The following is a 21,074-nucleotide window of genomic DNA, read 5'->3' as shown; positions in this document are numbered from 1 at the left end:
TTAAAAGAGAGAAAAAAGATATGGAAAACATTTTAGATTGTGTTATCGTTGGGTCAGGACCTGCAGGTTACACAGCGGCAATTTACGCTGCAAGAGCTAACCTAAAACCAGAATTATTCACAGGACTTGAGCCAGGCGGACAGTTGACAACGACGACAGAAGTCGAAAACTTCCCAGGTTACCCTGATGGCGTTACTGGTCCAGAAATGATGATGCAATTGCAAAAGCAAGCAGAACGATTTGAGACCAAAGTACATTACGAAATGATTTCGAAAGTAGACTTCGCTAAAGAAAGAGGTGGGGTACACAAGATTTCTACGGGAAGTCGCGATATCTTAGCAAAAACGGTGATCATCTCAACTGGTGCAGCTGCTAAATATCTTGGGCTTGAAGATGAGAAAAAGTACGCTGGTGGCGGGGTTTCGGCTTGTGCAACTTGCGACGGATTTTTCTATAGAGGAAAAGATGTTATCGTGGTAGGCGCTGGTGATACGGCTGCGGAAGAAGCGACTTATCTATCTAAAATCTGTAATAAAGTGACAATGTTGGTTCGTAAAGATCATTTCCGTGCGTCAAAAGTAATGGTAGATCGCGTGATGTCAACTCCAAATATCGAAGTTAAATTTAATCATGAATTAATTGCTATCGAAGGTGAAAACTCTATGGTAGAAAGAGCTGTAGCGATTAATAACCAAACGCAAGAACAATCAAAAATTGATGTTCATGGTATTTTTATCGCGATTGGACACAAACCAAATACAGATGTTTTCAAAGGACAAATTAACTTGGACGAGCATGGTTACATCATCACAGAAGGGAAATCTACTGTAACCAATTTGCCAGGCGTTTTTGCTGCGGGTGATGTACAAGATTCGCATTACAGACAAGCGATTACAGCGGCTGGTAGCGGTTGTATGGCGGCAATGGATGCAGAAAAATACATTGGCGAGTTAAGTGGCGAAAATCATACTTGGGTAGTGCAAGACTAATGTTAAAAAACTTAGTTTTAATATTCGTAGGAGGTGGGATAGGCAGTATTTTGCGTTATCTCATCTCTTTTTTTTCCTTGAAGTTTTTCAAAACTTCGGGCTTTCCGATTGCAACTTTGATCATTAATTTGGTTGGTTGCTTTTTAATAGGCTTATTTTCGGCTTATTTTATTAAACAAGATTCAGCACTCAAATTTTTGTTTATCACTGGGTTTTGTGGCGGTTTTACAACATTTTCAACCTTTTCTGCAGAGAATGTCACGCTTTATCAAAACGGAAATTACGTTTCCCTTATTTCTTATATTTTACTAAGTATCATTTTAGGATTTTTTGCAGTATTAATGGGTTTATCTTTTGCAAAAAACTAAAATCTAACTTTTTAATATTATTTTTTTTAAATTACACTTTAAGTATAAAATTTACAAAGTATTAATTTTCAATAAAGTATATTTACTTTTAAAATATTTTGATGATAGCGAGTTTAAATTTCATCAAAAAACTTAAAAAATAATTTGGTCAGTATATAAAAGCTTTATATATTTGCACCACTCAAAACAACGATACCATCGCTGTTTTGGAGAGATGGCAGAGTGGTCGATTGCGGTAGTCTTGAAAACTATTGACTGTAACAGGTCCGGGGGTTCGAATCCCTCTCTCTCCGCTTACTAAAAGTCCCGAACGAAAGTTTGGGACTTTTTTTATCCAAATTATAAATGATTTAATAACTTCATGGAAACTCAAAATTATAATGAAGTAAAATACTCTTGATAAATTAAAATCGCTTTCTCAGTCCAAAATTTTGATATCAAGAGCAAATTAGCACTAAAACAGTTAAATCATATCATCAACTTTCCCTTATTTTTATTTTTAAATAAAAATCTCTTCTAAAGCCTTTTATCTTATAATTTTTCCCATTACAATTTTGAGATTTATGAACTAATTAAGCGTTTATATGTAAAATAGAATTTAAAATAATTGATTTAATTCCTTATTTGAAACTATAAAAATATATTTGCACAATAATTTCCTATTATGACGAGGATTCTTATCATCGACGACGAAGAAAAAATCAGAACTTTATTAGCCCGAATTTTAGGCCTTGAAGATTTTGATGTTATAACTGTTTCTAATCTGAAAGCAGCTACCAAACGTTTAGAATTGGATGATATTGATGTAGTAGTTTGCGATGTCAAATTGCCGGACGGTAGCGGTGTCGATTTTTCTAAATTGGTGAAAAATAAATATCCAGCGACCGAAGTTATTTTGTTGACCGCGTTTGGAAACATTCCAGACGGTGTCCAAGCGATTAAAAATGGTGCGTTCGACTATATTACTAAAGGCGATGACAATAACAAGATTATTCCGTTGGTTTACAAAGCTGCCGAAAAAGTAAATCTTAATCGTCGCCTTCTTCAACTTGAAAAACAATTAGGAGATCAACAATCATTTGACAGTATTGTTGGAGAATCGAAGTCGCTGAAGCTGGCAATAGATTCGGCAAAGAAAGTAGCAACAACGGATGCAACAGTTTTGTTGACTGGCGAAACAGGAACGGGAAAAGAAGTTTTCGCACAAGCCATTCATAATGCTAGTTTACGCAATAAACAGAATTTTATTGCTGTCAATTGTTCGGCTTTTAGCAAAGAACTTCTGGAAAATGAATTGTTTGGACACAAAGCTGGTGCTTTTACTGGCGCGGTTAAAGATGCAAAAGGCATTTTTGAAGAAGCAAATAACGGTACGGTTTTCCTCGATGAGATTGGTGAAATGCCGCTCGATTTACAAGCCAAATTATTACGAGTTCTAGAATCTGGCGAGTTTTTGAAAGTCGGCGATACCAAACCTATAAAAGTCAATGTGCGGATTATTGCCGCAACCAACCGCAACTTACAACAAGAAATTGACGCTTCTAATTTCCGAGAAGATTTGTTTTACAGGATTGCGGTTTTCCAAATTTTGTTGCCTTCTTTGCGCGATCGAGTTGCTGATATTCCTGCATTAGCACAGTTTTTCTTATCTAAATTTTCCATTAAATCTTCCAAACATATTAGGTCGATTTCGTCAGAATATTTGGAGGCTTTGCAAAAACATAACTGGAAGGGCAACATTCGCGAACTTCGCAACATTATAGAACGAAGTGTCATTTTAACTGATGGTTCCGAGCTTTTGTTAGAAAGTCTTCCTTTAGATTTTATTGTTAATTCGGCTTCTGCTAAGGATCATGATTTGTCTGAGTTTTCGATGGCGAATATAGAAAAGCAACACATCCAAAAGATTCTGAAATTTACCAAAGGTAACAAAGCCGAGGCCGCGCGTCTCATGGAAATCGGAATTGCCACTCTGTACCGAAAAATAGAAGAGTACCAACTCTAAAAAATAGTATCGTTTTGAGAAGAAGCCTATCATTTTGATAGGCTTTTTTTGTGTTTGTAAATAAGGGGTTGTTTTATAATGTTCTTGTTTTCAGTGGGTTAGTTTGTTTATTTCTGAAATGGATTATGTTTTGGCATTAGTGTTTTCGAACAAATAAAATAAACATATGAGAACAAGAGCTCAAAAAATTCATTTAGTAAGACGAACACAGTTTCATCATTACGGTATAAAACCCAAACATATTGTTTTGGGAATTGCAATCTTCGGATTTATCGCATGCGCTATCGCTCAATTTTTATCATGATTAAATTTTCCACTGATGCTTACAATTATTCTAGTCCTTGCAGGAATTATGTGTTTTGCAATTTTTTATAAAGCCATTGACTTTTTCGAAAGAATGTAATTACAGATCAAAATTCAAAATTTATCAAAATGACATTACTATTTATTATCGCAATCATGGTGTTTATCTACATCATCTATGTGTTGTTAAAACCAGAAAAATTCTAAAAAATGAAACCCGAAATCAAAAAGCAAATTCACAATTTTTTTATTGTATTAATGATGTGGGCATTTGTTGTTGCTATAGTATACTTGACTTTGATTCGGCTAAAGCAGATTTAATAATTCTATAAAATATTTTTTTCAGAAATGAACACAGAAATACTAGGCGTTATAGCCATGTTTACGCTAACAATGCTGATGGCTTTTCCGCTAGGGAAGTACATTGCCAGAGTATATGGCGGAGAAAGTAAAAGTGGTAATCGGATTTTCGGTCCACTAGAAAAACTAATTTTTAAAGTTGCAGGTGTCAATCCTAACGCAGAAATGACGTGGCAAAAACATCTTAAAGCCTTATTAACAATCAATTTGGTTTGGTTTCTATTAGGTATGGTCATTTTGATGACGCAAGGTAGCTTACCTCTTAATCCTGATCATAATCCTAGCATGTCTGCAGATTTAGCGTTTAATACAATTATCTCTTTCATGGTTAACTGTAATCTTCAGCATTATTCTGGAGAAACGGGCATGTCATATTTGGGACAGATGTGGTTGATGTTTTTACAATTCGTAAGTGCTGGTGTTGGTATGGCGGCGGCTGCAGTTGTTTTCCGCGCATTTAGGGACAAGACAACAACGCAACTCGGTAATTTTTACAACTTCTTTGTGAAATCTTGTACACGTATTCTTTTACCAATGTCTATTGTTGTTGCAAGTATTTTGGCTTTCCAAGGTACGCCAATGACTTTTGAAGGAAAGGATACGATTGTTAATTTCCAAGGTGATAAAATCGACGTTTCTCGTGGTCCAGCAGCAGCTTTTATTGCTATTAAACATTTAGGGACCAATGGTGGAGGGTTTTTCGGTGTTAATAGTATTCATCCTTTCGAAAACCCTACTTATATAACTAATATGACGGAAATGATTGCGCAGTTCATAATTCCTGTAGCAATGGTTTTCGCTTTTGGATTTTTTATTAAACGTCGAAAATTGTCTTGGATGATCTATGGCGTAATGACTGTTGGTTTTCTTGCTTTAGCGGTACCAAATATCATTATGGAGATGAATGGCAATCCAATGATTTCGTCCATGGGGATTGATAATGCACTAGGTGCAATGGAAGGTAAAGAAACCCGAATTGGTGCCGCGGCATCAGGCTTTTGGAGTATTGTAACGACCGTTATCTCAACCGGATCTATTAACGCAATGCAAGACAGTTCGATGCCTTTATCTGGGATGAATGAGCTACTGGCCATGATGATTAATGCCTTCTACGGCGGTGTTGGCGTTGGTATTCTTAACTTTTTCGTCTTTATTATTTTGGCTGTTTTCATCAGCGGATTAATGGTGGGTAGAACGCCTGAATTTTTAGGTAAAAAAATTGAAGCGCGCGAAATGAAAATCGCTATGATGATAGCACTTTTACATCCTTTCTTAATTCTTGTGGGGACAGCCTTAACGGCGGCAATGCCAAGTGAAGGCGCTGCAACGCTTAATAATCCAGGTTTTCACGGATTTAGCGAAATGTTGTACGAATTTACTTCCGCCTCAGCTAATAACGGAAGTGGCTTCGAAGGACTTGGTGATAATACGCCTTGGTGGAATATCTCTACAGGATTTGTATTAATCCTTAGCCGTTATCTTCCGATTATTGGTCCTGTTGCTATCGCTGGATTATTGGCTGAGAAACGTTTTATCCCAGAAAGTGCAGGTACTTTAAAAACCGACACAGCAACTTTTGGATTAATGATTTTTGCCGTTATCATCATTATTGCAGCACTTGCATTTTTCCCATCACTTGCTTTGGGACCAATCGCTGAATATTTTTCTATAAAATAAATTTTAACAGGAAATGAAATCTCAAAATAAATCATTGTTTCAAAAAGATATGGTGCAAACAGCGCTTGTAGAATCTTTTGTTAAACTAAAGCCTAAAACAATGTTCCGTAATCCAATTATGTTTTTGGTAGAAATAGCGACAGTTATTATGCTCTGCGTTAGTATTTGGACGCTACTTGGCGAAAAATCACAAAGCAGTTTTGCATACAATTTTGCAGTTTTTTTAATCTTATTTGTGACTTTGCTTTTTGCAAATTTTGCTGAAGCTATCGCAGAAGCACGAGGAAAAGCACAAGCGGATAGTCTTAGAAAAACAAGAGAAGAAACGCCCGCAAAAAAGCTGAATATCGGAAACAGCGAATTTTCTCGTGAAAAATCTGATCAATATCCGATTACGGTTATCAACTCATCAACTTTAAAGAAAGGCGATATTTTCCTTTGCGAAGCGGGCGATATTATTCCTGCCGATGGCGAAATTATCGAAGGTTTAGCAACGATTGACGAAAGTGCCATTACTGGTGAAAGTGCGCCTGTTATTCGTGAAGCTGGTGGTGACAAAAGTAGCGTGACTGGCGGAACTAAAGTTTTGTCTGACCAAATTAAAGTGGTTGCAACCACCGAACAAGGCGAAAGTTTTTTGGACAAAATGATTGCATTGGTAGAAGGTGCAGCACGTCAAAAAACACCTAACGAAATTGCTTTAACAATCTTATTGGCTGGCTTTACATTAGTGTTTATCATCGTTACAGTGACGCTAAAACCTTTTGCAGATTACGCACAAGCGCCAATTACCATTGCAGCATTTATCTCATTATTTGTTTGTCTTATTCCGACAACGATTGGTGGATTGCTTTCTGCGATTGGTATTGCGGGAATGGATAGAGCTCTACGTGCCAATGTTATTACTAAAAGTGGTAAAGCTGTCGAAACGGCTGGTGATATCGATGTTTTACTTTTGGATAAAACCGGAACAATCACCATTGGAAATCGTAAGGCTACTAACTTTTTTGCAGCGCAAGGGGTAGATAGTCAGCATTTTCTAAATGTTATCGCGTTGAGTTCTTTAACGGACGAAACGCCTGAAGGAAAATCGATTGTGGAGTTGGCAGCACAACAGGACGAAGGACAATGGACAACAGATAGTGAGAAAATCGCTTATAACAACCGCGGAACAATGTTGAATTATGCCTTGTCTAAAATTCAATTTATAAAATTCACGGCAGAGACGAGGAGTTCTGGATTTGATTTCGAAAATCAAAGAATTAGAAAAGGTGCTTTTGACGCGATTAAAAATTTAGTGGAAAAAGCGGGAAATACAGTTCCCAAAGAAATTCAAGAAGAAGTTACCAGAATCTCGACCAACGGCGGAACGCCTTTAGTTTTGGCAGAAAATGAGAAAGTATTAGGCGTTATCGAACTTCAAGATATTATAAAGCCAGGGATCCAAGAGCGTTTTGAAAGACTTCGCAAAATGGGAATTAAAACCGTGATGGTTACGGGTGACAATCCTTTAACAGCGAAATACATTGCAGAGAAAGCTGGTGTCGACGACTTTATCGCGGAGGCAAAACCCGAGGATAAAATGAACTACATCAAAAAAGAACAATCCGAAGGAAGATTGGTAGCGATGATGGGAGACGGGACCAACGATGCACCAGCCTTGGCCCAAGCGGACGTTGGCGTAGCGATGAACAGCGGAACGCAAGCAGCCAAAGAAGCGGGGAATATGGTGGATCTGGACAACGACCCAACGAAGTTAATCGAGATTGTAGAAATCGGAAAACAGCTTTTGATGACGCGTGGTACGCTAACAACTTTTAGTATTGCGAATGATGTGGCTAAGTATTTTGCTATTATTCCAGCGCTTTTTATTGCGGCAATTCCGGCTTTGCAAGGACTTAATATCATGCGATTGCATTCGCCAGAGTCAGCTATTCTTTCTGCGATTATTTTCAATGCGATTATTATCCCATTTTTAATTCCGTTGGCCTTGAAAGGTGTTGCGTACAAACCGATCGGAGCTTCGGCTTTATTAAGAAGAAATCTATTTATCTACGGACTTGGTGGTATTATCGTACCGTTTATTGGGATTAAAATCATCGATATACTAGTGTCATTCTTCTTTTAATCATTGACTTGTTTTTATTTAAAATTTAAAAAAAAATGAAAAATAATATATTACCAGCCTTGCGTATGAGTTTAGTTTTAATACTTGTTTTGGCTGTTGCTTATCCAGCTTTGATGTGGGGAATTGCTCAGTTGAGTCCCAACCAAGGAAAAGGTGAAATTGTAACTTATCAAGGCAAAAAATACTACTCGAATGTGGGGCAAAAATTTGATAACGACAATTACTTTTGGTCGAGACCGTCAGCTGTAGACTACAATGCAGCAGGTTCTGGAGCTAGTAATAAAGGGGCAACCAATCCAGAATATCTTAAAGAAGTAGAAGCGAGAATTCAGCATTTTCAGAAACATAATCCTGGTATTGCAAAACAGGACATCCCAATGGATATGATTACCGCGAGTGGATCGGGTCTAGATCCTCATATTTCTGTAAAAGCAGCAGAAGTACAAGCTAAAAGAATTGCGAGTCGTCGTCAACTTTCTGAAACTAAAGTGTTAGATCTAATAAAAACTGAAACCGAAAAACCTGCATTAGGACTTTTTGGACCAGAAAAAATTAATGTCTTGAAGATTAATATTGCGCTAGATCAATTACATTAAACAAAGATTGACGGATGACTGTTATTCGTCAATTTCTAAAGAATCCATATTTATTAATTTATATTTTGTTTTTTGGCAAGTTGTATGGCTTGCCGGAAAATTTCTCCAAAACAATGAAAAAACTTTTCTTCGGCATTATGACATTGTTTACTTCAATATCTTATGCACAAATCGATTCTTTGAAACAAGAATCTCCTTTAAAAATCAGTGGATATGCTGATGTCTATTATAGCTACGATTTTGGAAATCCAAGTCATCACAATCGTCCCGATTTTATGTACGCATTTCAGCGTCATAATGAGGTTAATCTTAATATCGGTATAATAAAAGCGTCATACAACAAAGAGAATGTACGAGCTAACATCGCTTTGGGCACGGGTACTTACATGAATGCGAATTATGCTGCGGAGTCAGGTGTACTTAAAAATATCTACGAAGCTAACATTGGAGTTAAGTTATCAAAATCCAAAGATATCTGGCTAGATGCTGGGATTTTACCTTCTCATATCGGTTGGGAAAGCGCTATTGGAACCGATTGTTGGACTTTAACAAGAAGTATTACTGCCGAAAATTCGCCTTATTTTGAGACTGGTGCGCGCGTATCTTACACCTCAGATAACGGCAAATTGTATCTTGCCGGATTGGTGCTTAATGCTTGGCAAAGGATCCAAAAAGTAGATGGCAATAACTCCATTTCCTTTGGTCATCAATTGACTTATAAATTCAATGATAAAATAAGCATTAATAGTAGCTCTTTCATTGGTAATGATAAAACAGATAGCCTTCGCCAGATGCGTTATTTTCATGACCTTTACGCCAATTTTCAATTAAACGAAAAATGGGCATTATTAGCTGGATTCGACATTGGTGTAGAACAGAAAGAAAAAGCCAGTAGCCAATATAATTGCTGGTATTCGCCTGTGATGATGGCGCATTTTACACCCAATGAAAAAAGCAGACTAAGTGCAAGATTAGAATATTATAATGATAAAAATGGCGTGATGATTCCTACGGAAACTAAAAACGAATTTCAAACTTTTGGATATTCAATCAATTACGATTACAAAATCCTAGATAATGTAATGTGGCGTGTTGAAGCCCGCGGCTTATCATCGAAAGATAGAATTTTTGAAAAAGATAACCAGTTGGTTCCTAACAACTATTTTGTAACGACATCTCTGGCAGTCAGTTTTTAATGGAAATAATCGTTTTATTTAATTTTAAGTAACTTATACTATTCGAATAGAATTAAACATAACATGGAGGAAACACGCAAATCTGCAGAAGAATTTCTAGATCTCATTAAAAAATCTCGCCGTGGAAAATTCAAAATCTACATCGGGATGAGTGCGGGCGTTGGAAAAACCTACCGTATGCTTCAAGAGGCGCATAGTCTTTTAGCTAACAACATTGATGTCAAAATTGCCTACATCGAAACTCATAATCGTAAAGAAACCCATGCATTACTCGAAGGTCTTCCGATGATTGCGCGTCGCAAATTATTCTATAAAGGCAAAGAGTTGGAAGAGTTGGATGTTGCAATGGTAATCAATATGCATCCCGAAGTGGTTATTGTTGATGAGTTGGCGCATACCAATATCGAAGGTAGCAAAAACGAAAAACGCTGGCAAGATGTGATGGATATTTTGGATGCTGGTATTAATGTGATAAGTGCGGTTAATATTCAACACATCGAAAGTCTTAATGAAGAAGTTCGGCAGATTACAAGTGTAGAGGTTAAAGAAAGGATTCCTGATAGTGTTTTAGCGCAGGCTAATGAGGTTGTTAATATTGATTTAACTGCCGAAGAGTTGATTAGTCGATTGACTCAGGGCAAGATTTATGATCAAACCAAAATTCAGTCTGCGTTAACTAACTTTTTTAAATCCGAACATATTCTGCAACTTCGTGAATTAGCGCTGAAGGAAGTCGCATCGCAAGTACAAAGAAAAGTTGAAACCGAAGTTGTATTATCAAAAAACACGAAGAAAGAAAAATTTTTGGCTTGTATAAGTTCCAACGAAAAAACCGCGAAAAATGTTATCAGAAAAACCGCTCGTTTAGCAAATTATTATAACAGCAAATGGTTTGTATTCTATGTGCAAATTCCGAAAGAAAGTGCTGACAAAATAGCTTTAGACAAGCAACGACATTTAATTAATAATTTTAAATTAGCGACAGAATTGGGCGCCGAAATTATAAAAGTGGAGGCTTCTAATGTAACCAAAAGTATTATCGAACAATGTGACCAGCGCAAGATTACAAATGTATGCATTGGGAAACCAAGGCTTAAACTTTGGAAAATCGTGTTGGCAACCGATACTTTTAATACTCTTCTTAACCGTTTAGAAAAAGAAAAAATAGACTTGGTAATTCTTAGCTAATATACCACAGAAACGCAATTTGAGATGAAAATAAAAACAAAATTAACCTTTGGTGTAGGTTTCCTTTTTTTGATGATTATTGTTCTTTCTGTCGTTAGTGGATGGTACATCAATCAGCTAAAACGCGACACCAATAATATATTGATGGCCAATTACAATACCTTGTTGTATTCTCGTAATATGTTGCTGACTTTGGAAGATGTTAAGTCCGACCCAATGGCAATTTCGACCTTTCAAAAACACCTCCAGAAACAACAAAAAAATGTAACAGAACTTGGCGAAAAAGAAGCTACCGAAAATGTTGCTAACCATTTTGAATTATTAAAAAAAGAGCCAGAAAATCAGCAGATTATTTCCTCGATTAGGAAAGATATTGCCGAACTAATGCGGCTTAACATGGAAGCTATCGAACATAAAAGTAGCATCGCAGACACAACGGCGCACAATGCAATTACAGTCGTGTCGGTGGTTGGGACTTTGTGTTTTCTTTTAGCATTTATTTTATTAATTAATTTACCAGCTAATATTGCAAATCCAATCCAAGAATTGTCGAACAGTATTAAGCAAATTGCAAATCAAAATTACAAAGAACGTGTCCATTTTGAGAGTCATAGCGAATTTGGAGAATTAGCAAGATCTTTTAACATTATGGCAGAAAAAATTCAAGCTTATTCTGAAAGTAAACTCGATCGTATCATTAAAGGAAAACGTCGTATAGAAACACTTATCGACAATATGCACGATCCTGTCATCGGAATTGATGAACATAAAATCGTCCTTTTTGTAAATGATGAAGCCTTAAAAATTTCGGGTTTAAAAAAAGAACAGCTTGTCGGAAAACAAATTCAGGATGTCGCTATTAATAACGATTTAATTCGTGAAATGATTAAAGAAATTATTGCTGGGACGCCGATTAATCCTAATGAAGAGCCGATGAAAATCTATGCAGATGCTAAAGAAAGCTATTTTGAAAAAGAAGTTATCGACATCAACATTATATCAACGGGGGAAAGCGATTCGCAGTTTATCGGACAAGTAATAATGTTAAAAAATATTACACCTTTCAAAGAATTAGATTTGGCTAAAACCAACTTTATGGGTACGGTTTCGCATGAGTTCAAAACGCCAATTTCTTCCATTAAAATGGGATTACAACTTTTAGAAAATAATAGGATTGGCAAATTAAATTCTGAACAAAAAAATCTTGTTGACGGCATCAAAGAAGATACCGAACGTTTATTAAAAATTACATCCGAGTTGCTTAACATTACGCAAGTCGAAAGTGGTGTAATGCAACTGAATATCAAAAAATCCAGCGTTGCAGAAATTGTTGATTATGCGGTGATGGCAAATAAAGCGGCTGCCGAACAAAAGCAAATCGATATCCAAGTTAAGCTTTCCGATGATGCAGACTTTGTAACAGCAGACAGCGAAAAAACCTCGTGGGTTCTTAATAATCTTTTATCAAATGCGATACGTTACTCGCATGAAAATTCGAAAGTGACGGTTGAAGTGTATCCTGAAAATGATAAAATTTTGTTTGTTGTTAAAGATCAAGGTCGCGGCATCGAAAAGGAATATCAAGAGAAAATCTTCGATAGATATTTCCGAATCCCAGGAACTCGAAAAGAAGGAACAGGACTTGGCTTAAGCATCAGCAAAGAGTTTATAGAAGCACAAGGCGGAAAAATCTTCGTAGAAAGCGAAATAGGTGAGGGTAGTCGCTTTGGATTTATTATATAAATTATTAAAATAATCCTATCTCAACAAATAATAATTTATAATATGGTGTAGCAATGATGTTTAGATAAGCAAAGATTAATGAGATCGTGACTTAGTTTTTCATTTACAAGTAAAAGGAATGTGTTGTATGATCTGTTAATAAAAGAAATAGAATTTAAATAATTTAGAAAATAATTTGGTCAGTATATAAAAGCTTTATATATTTGCACCACTCAAAACAACGATATAATTATTGTTTTGGAGAGATGGCAGAGTGGTCGATTGCGGTAGTCTTGAAAACTATTGACTGTAACAGGTCCGGGGGTTCGAATCCCTCTCTCTCCGCACATGAAATCCTAAACATAATGTTTAGGATTTTTTTTATACAGTTCATCTACGTAATATTACAATATTAGATTAAACAAAAGCCGATCTAAAAGTCAAAGAAATCTTATTAACATTAGACGATATTGGTTCAGTTAGAAAACAGGACAATGATTCTTGAGCATTTTCATGTTACATAAATTGAACGAATTACAAAAAATCTCTATTATAGGGAAAAATTTCGATACGAAAAAGCGAAAAATTTCCAATTAGAGATCGCAAACTATTTCAATCATCGCTTGGAATCTACTAAATTGTTGAACATCTTCAACTTTCTGAGGATACGCTGGAAACCGAATTAGAGTCTTAAGTCAAAACAATTGAAAAGTACGATTAAGAATTTAATGATGAAATCCTTATGCTATAAAATAAACAAACAGCTTGCTTGGCTTCTAGTGCAGAAGGATTTCTGCTGAAGAGCAAAGAGTAAAATTAGGAATATCGTCAATCAGCGTTTTGTACTCGAAATTTCAGTTGTTCTTAGTCTAAAATTAAAAGAATATGACAGCTTTAATAAAGAAATACTAAGGAAATAATTTACGACTTCAAAGCTTTAAAAATTGTTATTTGATATTAACCTACTCCGGAAAACTAACTATTTTTTTTGACAACTAAAGGTTTTATATAAAATTAAAATTGTTATAATTTGTATCAATAAATATGTTGTTTTTTGATATAAAACATACTAATTTTGAAATTCAAATTTCAACTTAATGATGGATCGTGCAATTGTACATATGGATTTGGATACTTTTTTTGTGTCATGCGAGAGACGGAACAATTCTGAACTTAATGGTATCCCTTTGATAATCGGTGGTGGCGATCGTGGTGTTGTGGCGTCTTGCTCTTATGAAGCGCGTAGATTTGGCGTTCGTTCTGCAATGCCCATTCGTATGGCGATGAAACTTTGTCCTGATGCAAAAATCATCCGTGGCGATCACGAATTGTACTCTAATTTATCACATCTCGTGACCGAAATTATCCAAGAAAAAGTTCCCGTGATGGAGAAAGCGAGTATTGATGAATTTTACCTCGATTTATCTGGAATGGACAAGTTTTTTGGGTGCTATCAATGGACGACAGAAATTGCAGAAGCGGTTAAAAAAGAAGCTGGTTTGCCCATCAGTTTTGCCTTATCTACAAACAAAACCGTTTCTAAAATCGGAACTGGAGAAGCTAAACCTCTAGGAAAATTAGAAATCAAAGAGGCTTTAATAAAACCTTTTCTAAACCCTTTATCCATCAAGAAAATTCCGATGGTTGGGAATGTTACGTTTCAATTGTTATCAAGAATTGGAATTCGAACGATACAAACTTTGTCGGAAATGCCTGTTCATGTGCTTCAACAGATGATTGGTAAAAACGGCACCGAACTTTGGAAAAAAGCCAACGGAATTGATGAAAATCCCGTCATTCCTTATTCTGAAAGGAAGTCGATTTCCACAGAACGAACATTCACCAACGATACCATGGATATTGTCGCTTTAAAAGGCTTGATTGCAGGAATGGCAGAACAATTAGCATATCAACTTCGGCAAGAAAAATGGCTGACTTCTACTGTGACTTTAAAGATTCGCTATGCCAATTTCGATACCGAAACCAAGCAATGCAGAGTCGCTTATACGGCTGTAGATCATACTTTGTCACGAGTTGCGCTGGATCTTTTCGAGAAGTTATATACCCGAAGAATGCGTTTGCGATTGGTCGGACTTCGGTTTACGAATCTTGTTCACGGTCAACATCAAATGGATTTATTTGAAGATACCGAAGAGTTAATCAACCTCTATCAAAGCATGGATTATCTCAAAAATAGGTTTGGCTCCAATGCGGTCGGTCGCGCGGCGGGTTTTAATGTGTTGAAGGTGTAAATTTTTTAATGTTTTCGGGTTTCAAGTTTAATGTTTTACGTCCCGAATTTCAAATTTCAAATTTCAAATCTTCCCATGTTCATCAATTGTCATTCATATCACAGTCTGCGTTACGGTATTTTATCCATCGATGGTTTGGTGGAACAAGCCGACTATTTTGGCTTGAAAGAATTGGTGTTAACAGACATTAATACCGTGACAGGAATTTACGATTTCAAGAAAAAATGTGAAGAAAAAGGCATTAAACCTATTGTTGGTGTAGAAATCAGAAAAGATAATCAATTACTGTACATCTGCATTGCAAAGGAGTTTTCAGGGATTGGTGAAATCAATAAAATGTTGACGAATTATAATTGTCACGGCATTGATTTACCAAAACAAAATCCAGATTTCAAGCAGGTTTTTGTAGTTTATCCTTTAGAAAATATCCCCGAAAAACTTTTAGAAAACGAGTTTATCGGTATTCGAGAAGAGGAACTTAATTTTTTAATCCGCCCTGAATTAAAGGATTTACAATACAAAATGCTCGTTTGGCAGCCTGTGACGGTGAGTTCGCAAAAAGAATTCAATCTTCATAAGATTTTGCGAGCGATTGAACTCAATACATTAATTTCAAAACTCAATGATAAGGATTGTTGTAAGTCAAATGAGCGTTTCAAAACTTTATCACAGTTAAAAGATGATTTTAAATTTCATCCTCAATTAATAGAAAATACCGAAAATTTATTGAAACAATGCAGTTTCGAGTTTGATTTTAATGAAGTTAAGAACAAAAAAAGTTTCACCAATTCAAAAGAAGAAGATGTAGAACTTCTCAAAAAGCTAGCTTATTCTGGTCTGGAAAAACGTTATGGATTGAACCATGAAGTCGCCAAAAAAAGAGTGGAAAAAGAACTGAAAGTTATTGATGAACTTAATTTTTGCGCATATTTTCTCATCACTTGGGATATTGTTCAGTACAGCAATAGAATGGGTTTTATGCATGTTGGACGCGGAAGTGGTGCCAATTCTATTGTCAGTTATTGTTTGGGAATCACGGATATTTGTCCACTCGAATTGGATTTGTATTTCGAACGTTTTTTAAATTTAAACCGAAAATCTCCGCCCGATTTCGATATCGATTGGAGTTGGCAAGATCGGGATACGATTTTAGAATATATTTTTAATCGCTATGGTCGCGATCACGTTGCTTTTTGCGGAACGAATGTAGAGTTTAAATACCGTTCGATTTTTCGGGAAGTGGGGAAAGTATTTGGTTTGCCTAAAGAAGAACTCGATGCATTGGCAAAAAATCCGATGGCTACGCATGATAAGAATGATGTAGTGAAGATGGTTCATAAATACGGATTATTGCTGGAAAAGTTCCCAAATCAGCGAAGTATGCATGCTTGTGGAATTTTGATTTCCGAGGAGCCAATTACGAATTTTACCGCTTTGGAAATGCCGCCGAAAGGTTTTCCGATTGTTCAGTTTGATATGAATGTTGCCGAAGAAATTAAGTTGGAAAAACTCGATATTTTGTCGCAACGTGGCTTGGGAACGATTAATGACACGGTGAAACTCATTAAAGAAACCCGCGGAATCGACGTCGATATTCGCGACACGACTTTGTCTAAAGATGAAGTAAAAACCAACGAATATTTGCAGATTGGAAAAACCATTGGCTGTTTTTACATCGAATCTCCTGCTATGCGTGGTTTGCTTCGCCGTTTGAAATGTAATAATTACAAGGTTTTGGTTGCGGCTTCGTCGATTATTCGTCCTGGTGTGGCGCAAAGTGGCATGATGCGCGAATATATTTTCCGCCATAATAATCCCGATCAGTTCGAGTTTTTTCATCCCGAATTCGAAAAACATTTAAAAGAAACCTACGGAATCATGGTCTATCAGGAAGATGTGATTAAAATTGCACAGTATTTTGGAGGTTTAACTTTGGCGGACGGCGATATTTTGCGAAGAGCGATGAGTGGCAAAAGTCGTTCTATCCAAAAACTTCAAGAAGTTAAAAACAATTTTTTCAAATCTTGTAAAGAAAAAGGACATTCCGAAAAACTGACTGCAGAAGCGTATAGACAGATAGAATCTTTTGCGGGATATTCGTTTTGCAAGGCGCATTCCGCGTCGTATGCTGTGGAAAGCTATCAAAGTTTGTATCTCAAAGTTTATTATCCGCTGGAATTTATGGTGTCGGTGATTAACAATCAAGGTGGCTTTTATCGTACCGAAGTTTATGTTCACGAAGCCAAAATGTCGGGAGGAATCATCCGAAATCCTTGTGTTAATACGAGTTGTTTTCAAACGGTTTTAAAAGGAAAAGAAATTTATTTGGGTTTTATGCTTTTGGATGGTTTAGAATCTAAAATCGCTCACGGAATTGCCGAAGAACGTAGTAAAAATGGAGATTTTAAATCTTTACACGATTTTATTCGCAGAATTCCCGTTGGTTTGGAAACGATACAAATTCTCATTTTTATTGATGCTTTTAGGTTTACAGGAAAACAAAAAAATGAATTGCTCGTTGAAGCGAGATTACTTTTAGTCAATTTTAAACCAGAAAATAGAGGTTTGATGTTGATTGAAGAACCAATCCAAGAATATCGACTTCCACAACTGAAAAGAGAGCCTTTTGAAGATGCTTTTGATGAATTCGAATTGATTGGTTTTACCGTTTCTTGCACGCCTTTTGACTTGTTGCAAACCAAATTTCGAGGTGATGTTTTTGTAAAAGATTTACTTCAAAATCATAAAAAACAAGTGCGAATGTTGGCGTATCTTATTTCGCGAAAACACGTTCCTACAAAGAAAGGAACGATGTATTTCGGAACTTGGATTGACGTAAATGGTGATTATTTTGACACCGCACATTTTCCTGATAGTTTAAAAGAATATGATTTTCAGGGTGGCGGTTGTTATTTGCTTCTGGGAACTGTAGAAGTCGATTTTCATTTTCCGACGATTACAATTCATAAAATGGCAAAAATGCCGATGATTCCGGATCCGCGCTATCATTCCACAGAAGAAAAGCGCTTTGAAGTTATGCAAAAGCTAAAAGAAGACATCAGCATGACACACCGAAAACCATATCCACAAGAGCACGAAATTGGCTTGCCCAGGAGGATGGGGTGAAATTATTTTATTCCTAACAATTTCAAAAGCTCTTCCTTTTTGTTGGGCGCAATGCTAATTTGTGTTCCTGTGGTCAATTCAACAAGGTTGCCGTGGATACTTCGTACCGCTTCAAGATTGATGATAAATGACCTTTGAACTCTAAAAAAAGATTGGAAGACTAAAGCTTCTTCAAGTGATTTTAAAGTCGTCTGAGTAGAGTAGCTTTGATCTTTTAAAACAAATTTAAGATAATCGCCTTGCGCTTCGATATATAAAATTTCGTTTAACAAAATTTTTACCAATTTACCTTCAGTCTTGATGAAAATTCGATCTTCATTAACTTGTTGAATTTCTGAATGTGATTTCAAATTAATAAAATCTTTGGCTTTATTTACAGCTTTTAAAAATCGATCCATGCGAACAGGTTTCACCAAATAATCAAAAACGCCAACTTCAAAACTATCAATTGCAAAATCTCGATACGCCGTAATCATAATAAAAACAGGTGGTTTTTCTAAAGATTTGATAATTTCTATACCATTAAGCTGCGGCATTTCAATGTCACAAAAGACCAAATCCACTTCATTATTTTGCAGAAACCATACAGCGTCTATTGGATGTTGAAAACTCCCAATAATTTCCAAAAAAGGAATTTGCGAAGCAAGATTTTCAATCACTTCAATTGCTAAAGGCTCATCATCAATAATAATCGTTTTTATCGTCTTCATAGGTTATAGTTCGATGTCAAGTTGCACGTTAAACGTGTTTTTATTCTTCGTTACCAATAGAAAATGTTTCTCTGGATATATCAGTTGAAGTCTCTTTTTAAGGTTTTCTAAACCGATGCCTCCAAAGTTTTTAAGTTCAGTTTTGGGAAGAAAATCATTTTCTAAATTAAATGAAAACTTATGATCTTTAACTTCAATTTTTAAATTAAGAAATGCGTTTTCCTTATTTTTTAAACCATATTTAAAAGCGTTTTCAATAAGTGAAAAAGTGAGTAAAGGCGCAATTGTTTTTCCTTTGGTTTCGTTCTCGTTGGGTAAAATTATCGAAATACTTTTCTCTTCGCCATGACGCATTTTTTCTAGTTCGACATAGTTTTTAATAAACTCAATTTCCTTTGTTAATGGTAGTCGTTCCGCGTTCGATTCGTAAAGTGTGTAACTCATCGTGTAGGATAAATTGAGAATCATATCGGGCATTTTATCATCTTTTTTAAGACTTAAACTGTATAAATTATTTAAGGTGTTAAATAAGAAATGGGGATTAAGTTGAGATTTTAAAAAGTCTTTTTCGATATTGATATTTTGGATTTGAAGTTGAGAATTTTGCTTCGATATTTTTAAAGATTTTGAATATAATTTTGAAATTTCAAACAAAATTTTAACAAAGAAAAAAGGCGACAACAACGAAATAATGATGATAGTTTGCGAAATAATTCTAGATACCGAAACCGCTCCCCAAAATGTTTGTTGCGCACTTGCAGTTATCGCTCCTTTTAATTCTCCAAAACCAATTTCATAGCCTAAATAATGGTATAAAACCGAAAAACCAAATGTAATCCATAACCAAATGTTTGTCAATAAAGGCAATGTGAGACTAAGAATTATCATGGCAATTCCCAATTTTTGATTAAATAATTTGGGAGCAATTACATAAAAAAACAGATAAAATATCGTCATATTACTAACTGCCATTCGGAGGGTTAAAATAACACTATTGAACGTTGTTAAAGCATAAGCTAATCGGTAACTCAAAAATAAAAGGATTGCAAAACTTAGCCACATAAAGGTGTGAAGTATGATTCGATTCTTCCAAGTTATTTCTTTTTCAAAATCTAAATCGGCAATTTTTTCGGACAGTTTACTGGATAAAAAAGATGAATTTTCCATAAAATTTAGTTGAAAACTTTATCGAAAGGAAGCTTTCAATAAAGTTTTTGATGGTAAAAATATTACAAAATTCTTATAAGAGCATTCATGAGATTAATACAATTGTGCCCAATAATTGGAAAAATGAGATTTCCACTGAATTTTCTGAGCACACCAACGCTAAATGAGGAGATTAAAATGAGATAAATAATGGTTACAAAATCAAATTTCACTTGATAATCTGTCGTTAAAATGACACCATGACCAACGCCAAAAAGTATTGTGATGATGATAAATCCCCAACCGAATTGGATTCCTTTGTAATTCCATTTTGTAGGAAAAGCTTTATCTAAAAGCCAAAATCCAATTCCACGAAATGCAATTTCTTCCGTTAAACCTGGCAATGTTGCTTGGAATAAAAAAGTTTCTAAATCGAAAGTTCCTCCTTTAGGGAACAAAATCATTTTGAAGATAAAATCAAATAACAAAAATCCTAGAAACACAAAAACACCGACTTTTACTTGTTTTTTAGAATTGGTTTTAAAAGTGAATCCAACAGCTTCGCGGTTTTGCATGTTTAAAGAAAATATAATTCCTAACGAAAGTAATAAACTTAAAATTTTCCCTCCCCAAGCAAAATTTAATTCTAATGATTTGAAGTGAAAATAATCTTTTGCTAAACCTTGTATACTGCAATCGACCAAAAAATACAAAAGAAAATAGAGCAGATATTTTAAGTTCGGTTTGTTAGTTTTTACAATTGCTAAAATAATGAAAGGAAGCATAATTGCAATCCAAAGAAGTGGTGTTAGTAATGACATAATGTTTATTTTTTGTCAAAACTAAAACCGTCAAACGTTAATTAAAATCTTTACCGATAGAACGCAGATTTTTACCGATGAAATATAGATAAGGCACGAGTATTGGTTTAGTATAAAACTTCAGTTATAGATAAATTTGAATTAGTGTAATATTCATTAAAATCTTTAAACAGTTAAATGGTTTCTCACGTTGTCACGATTTCTTAAATGAAAAAGTTAAAAAAAATTAATAATATGGAAAACTTATGATTTAGAATATAGTGTTTGTGGTAGTTTCAAAAGACAAGATCACTTTAAGAATAGGTTGCAATTAGACATAGCAATATCTTTGCTATATAGAAAAACAAGTGATGGATTTACAGTAATAGACTTGTTTCTCAAAAGCAAGTCTGACACTATTCCGTTAAGTTTGTAAGTTAAAAAGTTAGGTCTTGGATTTTATAATCTGAGCCTTTCTTCAAAAATAAGCATAAGTTGGTTTAAAACC

General features: G+C 35.3%; 15 protein-coding genes and 2 tRNA genes. 14 read left to right on the top strand and 3 right to left on the bottom strand.

The window, feature by feature from the left end; all coding sequences use genetic code 11:
* The first annotated feature begins 20 nt into the window (after positions 1-20).
* From trxB to AC23MB_RS03155, 14 genes are all read left to right on the top strand, one after another.
* Positions 21-989, top strand: a complete 969-nt coding sequence (gene trxB, locus AC23MB_RS03220; protein WP_487786508.1) for a thioredoxin-disulfide reductase — start codon at positions 21-23, stop codon at positions 987-989.
* Positions 989-1,357, top strand: a complete 369-nt coding sequence (gene crcB / locus AC23MB_RS03215; protein ID WP_487786507.1) for a fluoride efflux transporter CrcB — start codon at positions 989-991, stop codon at positions 1,355-1,357. Before trxB ends, crcB begins: the two co-directional genes overlap by 1 nt.
* A 208-nt stretch (positions 1,358-1,565) precedes the next feature.
* Positions 1,566-1,650: transfer RNA gene (locus AC23MB_RS03210), tRNA-Ser, on the top strand.
* A 371-nt stretch (positions 1,651-2,021) separates the two neighbouring features.
* Entirely contained in the window at positions 2,022-3,362 is a 1,341-nt protein-coding gene (locus tag AC23MB_RS03205; protein WP_487786506.1) for a sigma-54-dependent transcriptional regulator, read from the top strand.
* A 432-nt stretch (positions 3,363-3,794) separates the two neighbouring features.
* A complete protein-coding gene (locus tag AC23MB_RS03200; RefSeq protein ID WP_079667143.1) occupies positions 3,795-3,872 on the top strand; it encodes a potassium-transporting ATPase subunit F in 78 nt (25 codons plus the stop codon).
* Between the two features lie 141 nt (positions 3,873-4,013).
* Positions 4,014-5,702: a potassium-transporting ATPase subunit KdpA gene (gene kdpA, locus AC23MB_RS03195; protein ID WP_487786505.1), complete on the top strand. Its 1,689-nt coding sequence runs from the start codon at positions 4,014-4,016 to the stop codon at positions 5,700-5,702.
* A 13-nt stretch (positions 5,703-5,715) separates the two neighbouring features.
* Entirely contained in the window at positions 5,716-7,830 is a 2,115-nt protein-coding gene (gene kdpB / locus AC23MB_RS03190) for a potassium-transporting ATPase subunit KdpB (RefSeq protein WP_487786504.1), read from the top strand.
* Positions 7,831-7,865: 35 nt separating this feature from the next.
* Positions 7,866-8,426: a K(+)-transporting ATPase subunit C gene (locus tag AC23MB_RS03185; protein ID WP_431413042.1), complete on the top strand. Its 561-nt coding sequence runs from the start codon at positions 7,866-7,868 to the stop codon at positions 8,424-8,426.
* Between the two features lie 113 nt (positions 8,427-8,539).
* Positions 8,540-9,622, top strand: coding sequence for a porin (locus AC23MB_RS03180; protein WP_487786503.1), 1,083 nt, complete (start codon positions 8,540-8,542; stop codon positions 9,620-9,622).
* A gap of 63 nt (positions 9,623-9,685) precedes the next feature.
* Positions 9,686-10,810: a sensor protein KdpD gene (locus tag AC23MB_RS03175; RefSeq protein WP_313028230.1), complete on the top strand. Its 1,125-nt coding sequence runs from the start codon at positions 9,686-9,688 to the stop codon at positions 10,808-10,810.
* Positions 10,811-10,834: 24 nt separating this feature from the next.
* Positions 10,835-12,553, top strand: a complete 1,719-nt coding sequence (locus tag AC23MB_RS03170; RefSeq protein ID WP_313028231.1) for a sensor histidine kinase — start codon at positions 10,835-10,837, stop codon at positions 12,551-12,553.
* A gap of 239 nt (positions 12,554-12,792) precedes the next feature.
* A tRNA-Ser gene (locus tag AC23MB_RS03165) sits at positions 12,793-12,877 on the top strand.
* Positions 12,878-13,632: 755 nt separating this feature from the next.
* A complete protein-coding gene (gene dinB, locus AC23MB_RS03160) occupies positions 13,633-14,784 on the top strand; it encodes a DNA polymerase IV (protein WP_312323783.1) in 1,152 nt (383 codons plus the stop codon).
* 75 nt (positions 14,785-14,859) lie between these two features.
* Complete coding sequence (locus tag AC23MB_RS03155; protein WP_487786502.1) at positions 14,860-17,910, top strand: DNA polymerase III subunit alpha; 3,051 nt, start codon at positions 14,860-14,862, stop codon at positions 17,908-17,910.
* Positions 17,911-17,912: 2 nt separating this feature from the next.
* Here AC23MB_RS03155 and AC23MB_RS03150 read toward each other — a convergent pair whose 3' ends face one another.
* The 3 genes from AC23MB_RS03150 to AC23MB_RS03140 all read right to left on the bottom strand — a co-directional run bounded on the left by AC23MB_RS03150 (position 17,913) and on the right by AC23MB_RS03140 (position 20,587).
* Positions 17,913-18,620, bottom strand: a complete 708-nt coding sequence (locus AC23MB_RS03150) for a LytR/AlgR family response regulator transcription factor (protein ID WP_312323780.1) — start codon at positions 18,618-18,620, stop codon at positions 17,913-17,915.
* A gap of 3 nt (positions 18,621-18,623) precedes the next feature.
* On the bottom strand, positions 18,624-19,787 hold the full coding sequence (locus tag AC23MB_RS03145; RefSeq protein ID WP_313028237.1) for a sensor histidine kinase: 1,164 nt from the start codon (positions 19,785-19,787) through the stop codon (positions 18,624-18,626).
* A 62-nt stretch (positions 19,788-19,849) separates the two neighbouring features.
* Positions 19,850-20,587 (bottom strand): CPBP family glutamic-type intramembrane protease, encoded by a 738-nt coding sequence (locus AC23MB_RS03140; RefSeq protein ID WP_313028239.1) that lies wholly within the window; start codon positions 20,585-20,587, stop codon positions 19,850-19,852.
* Positions 20,588-21,074 lie beyond the last annotated feature (487 nt).

The organism is Soonwooa sp. T0.1_25 (assembly GCF_057652215.1).
The sequence above is the reverse complement of the archived record's forward strand: the minus strand, read 5'-3'. Positions and strand labels throughout refer to the sequence as shown.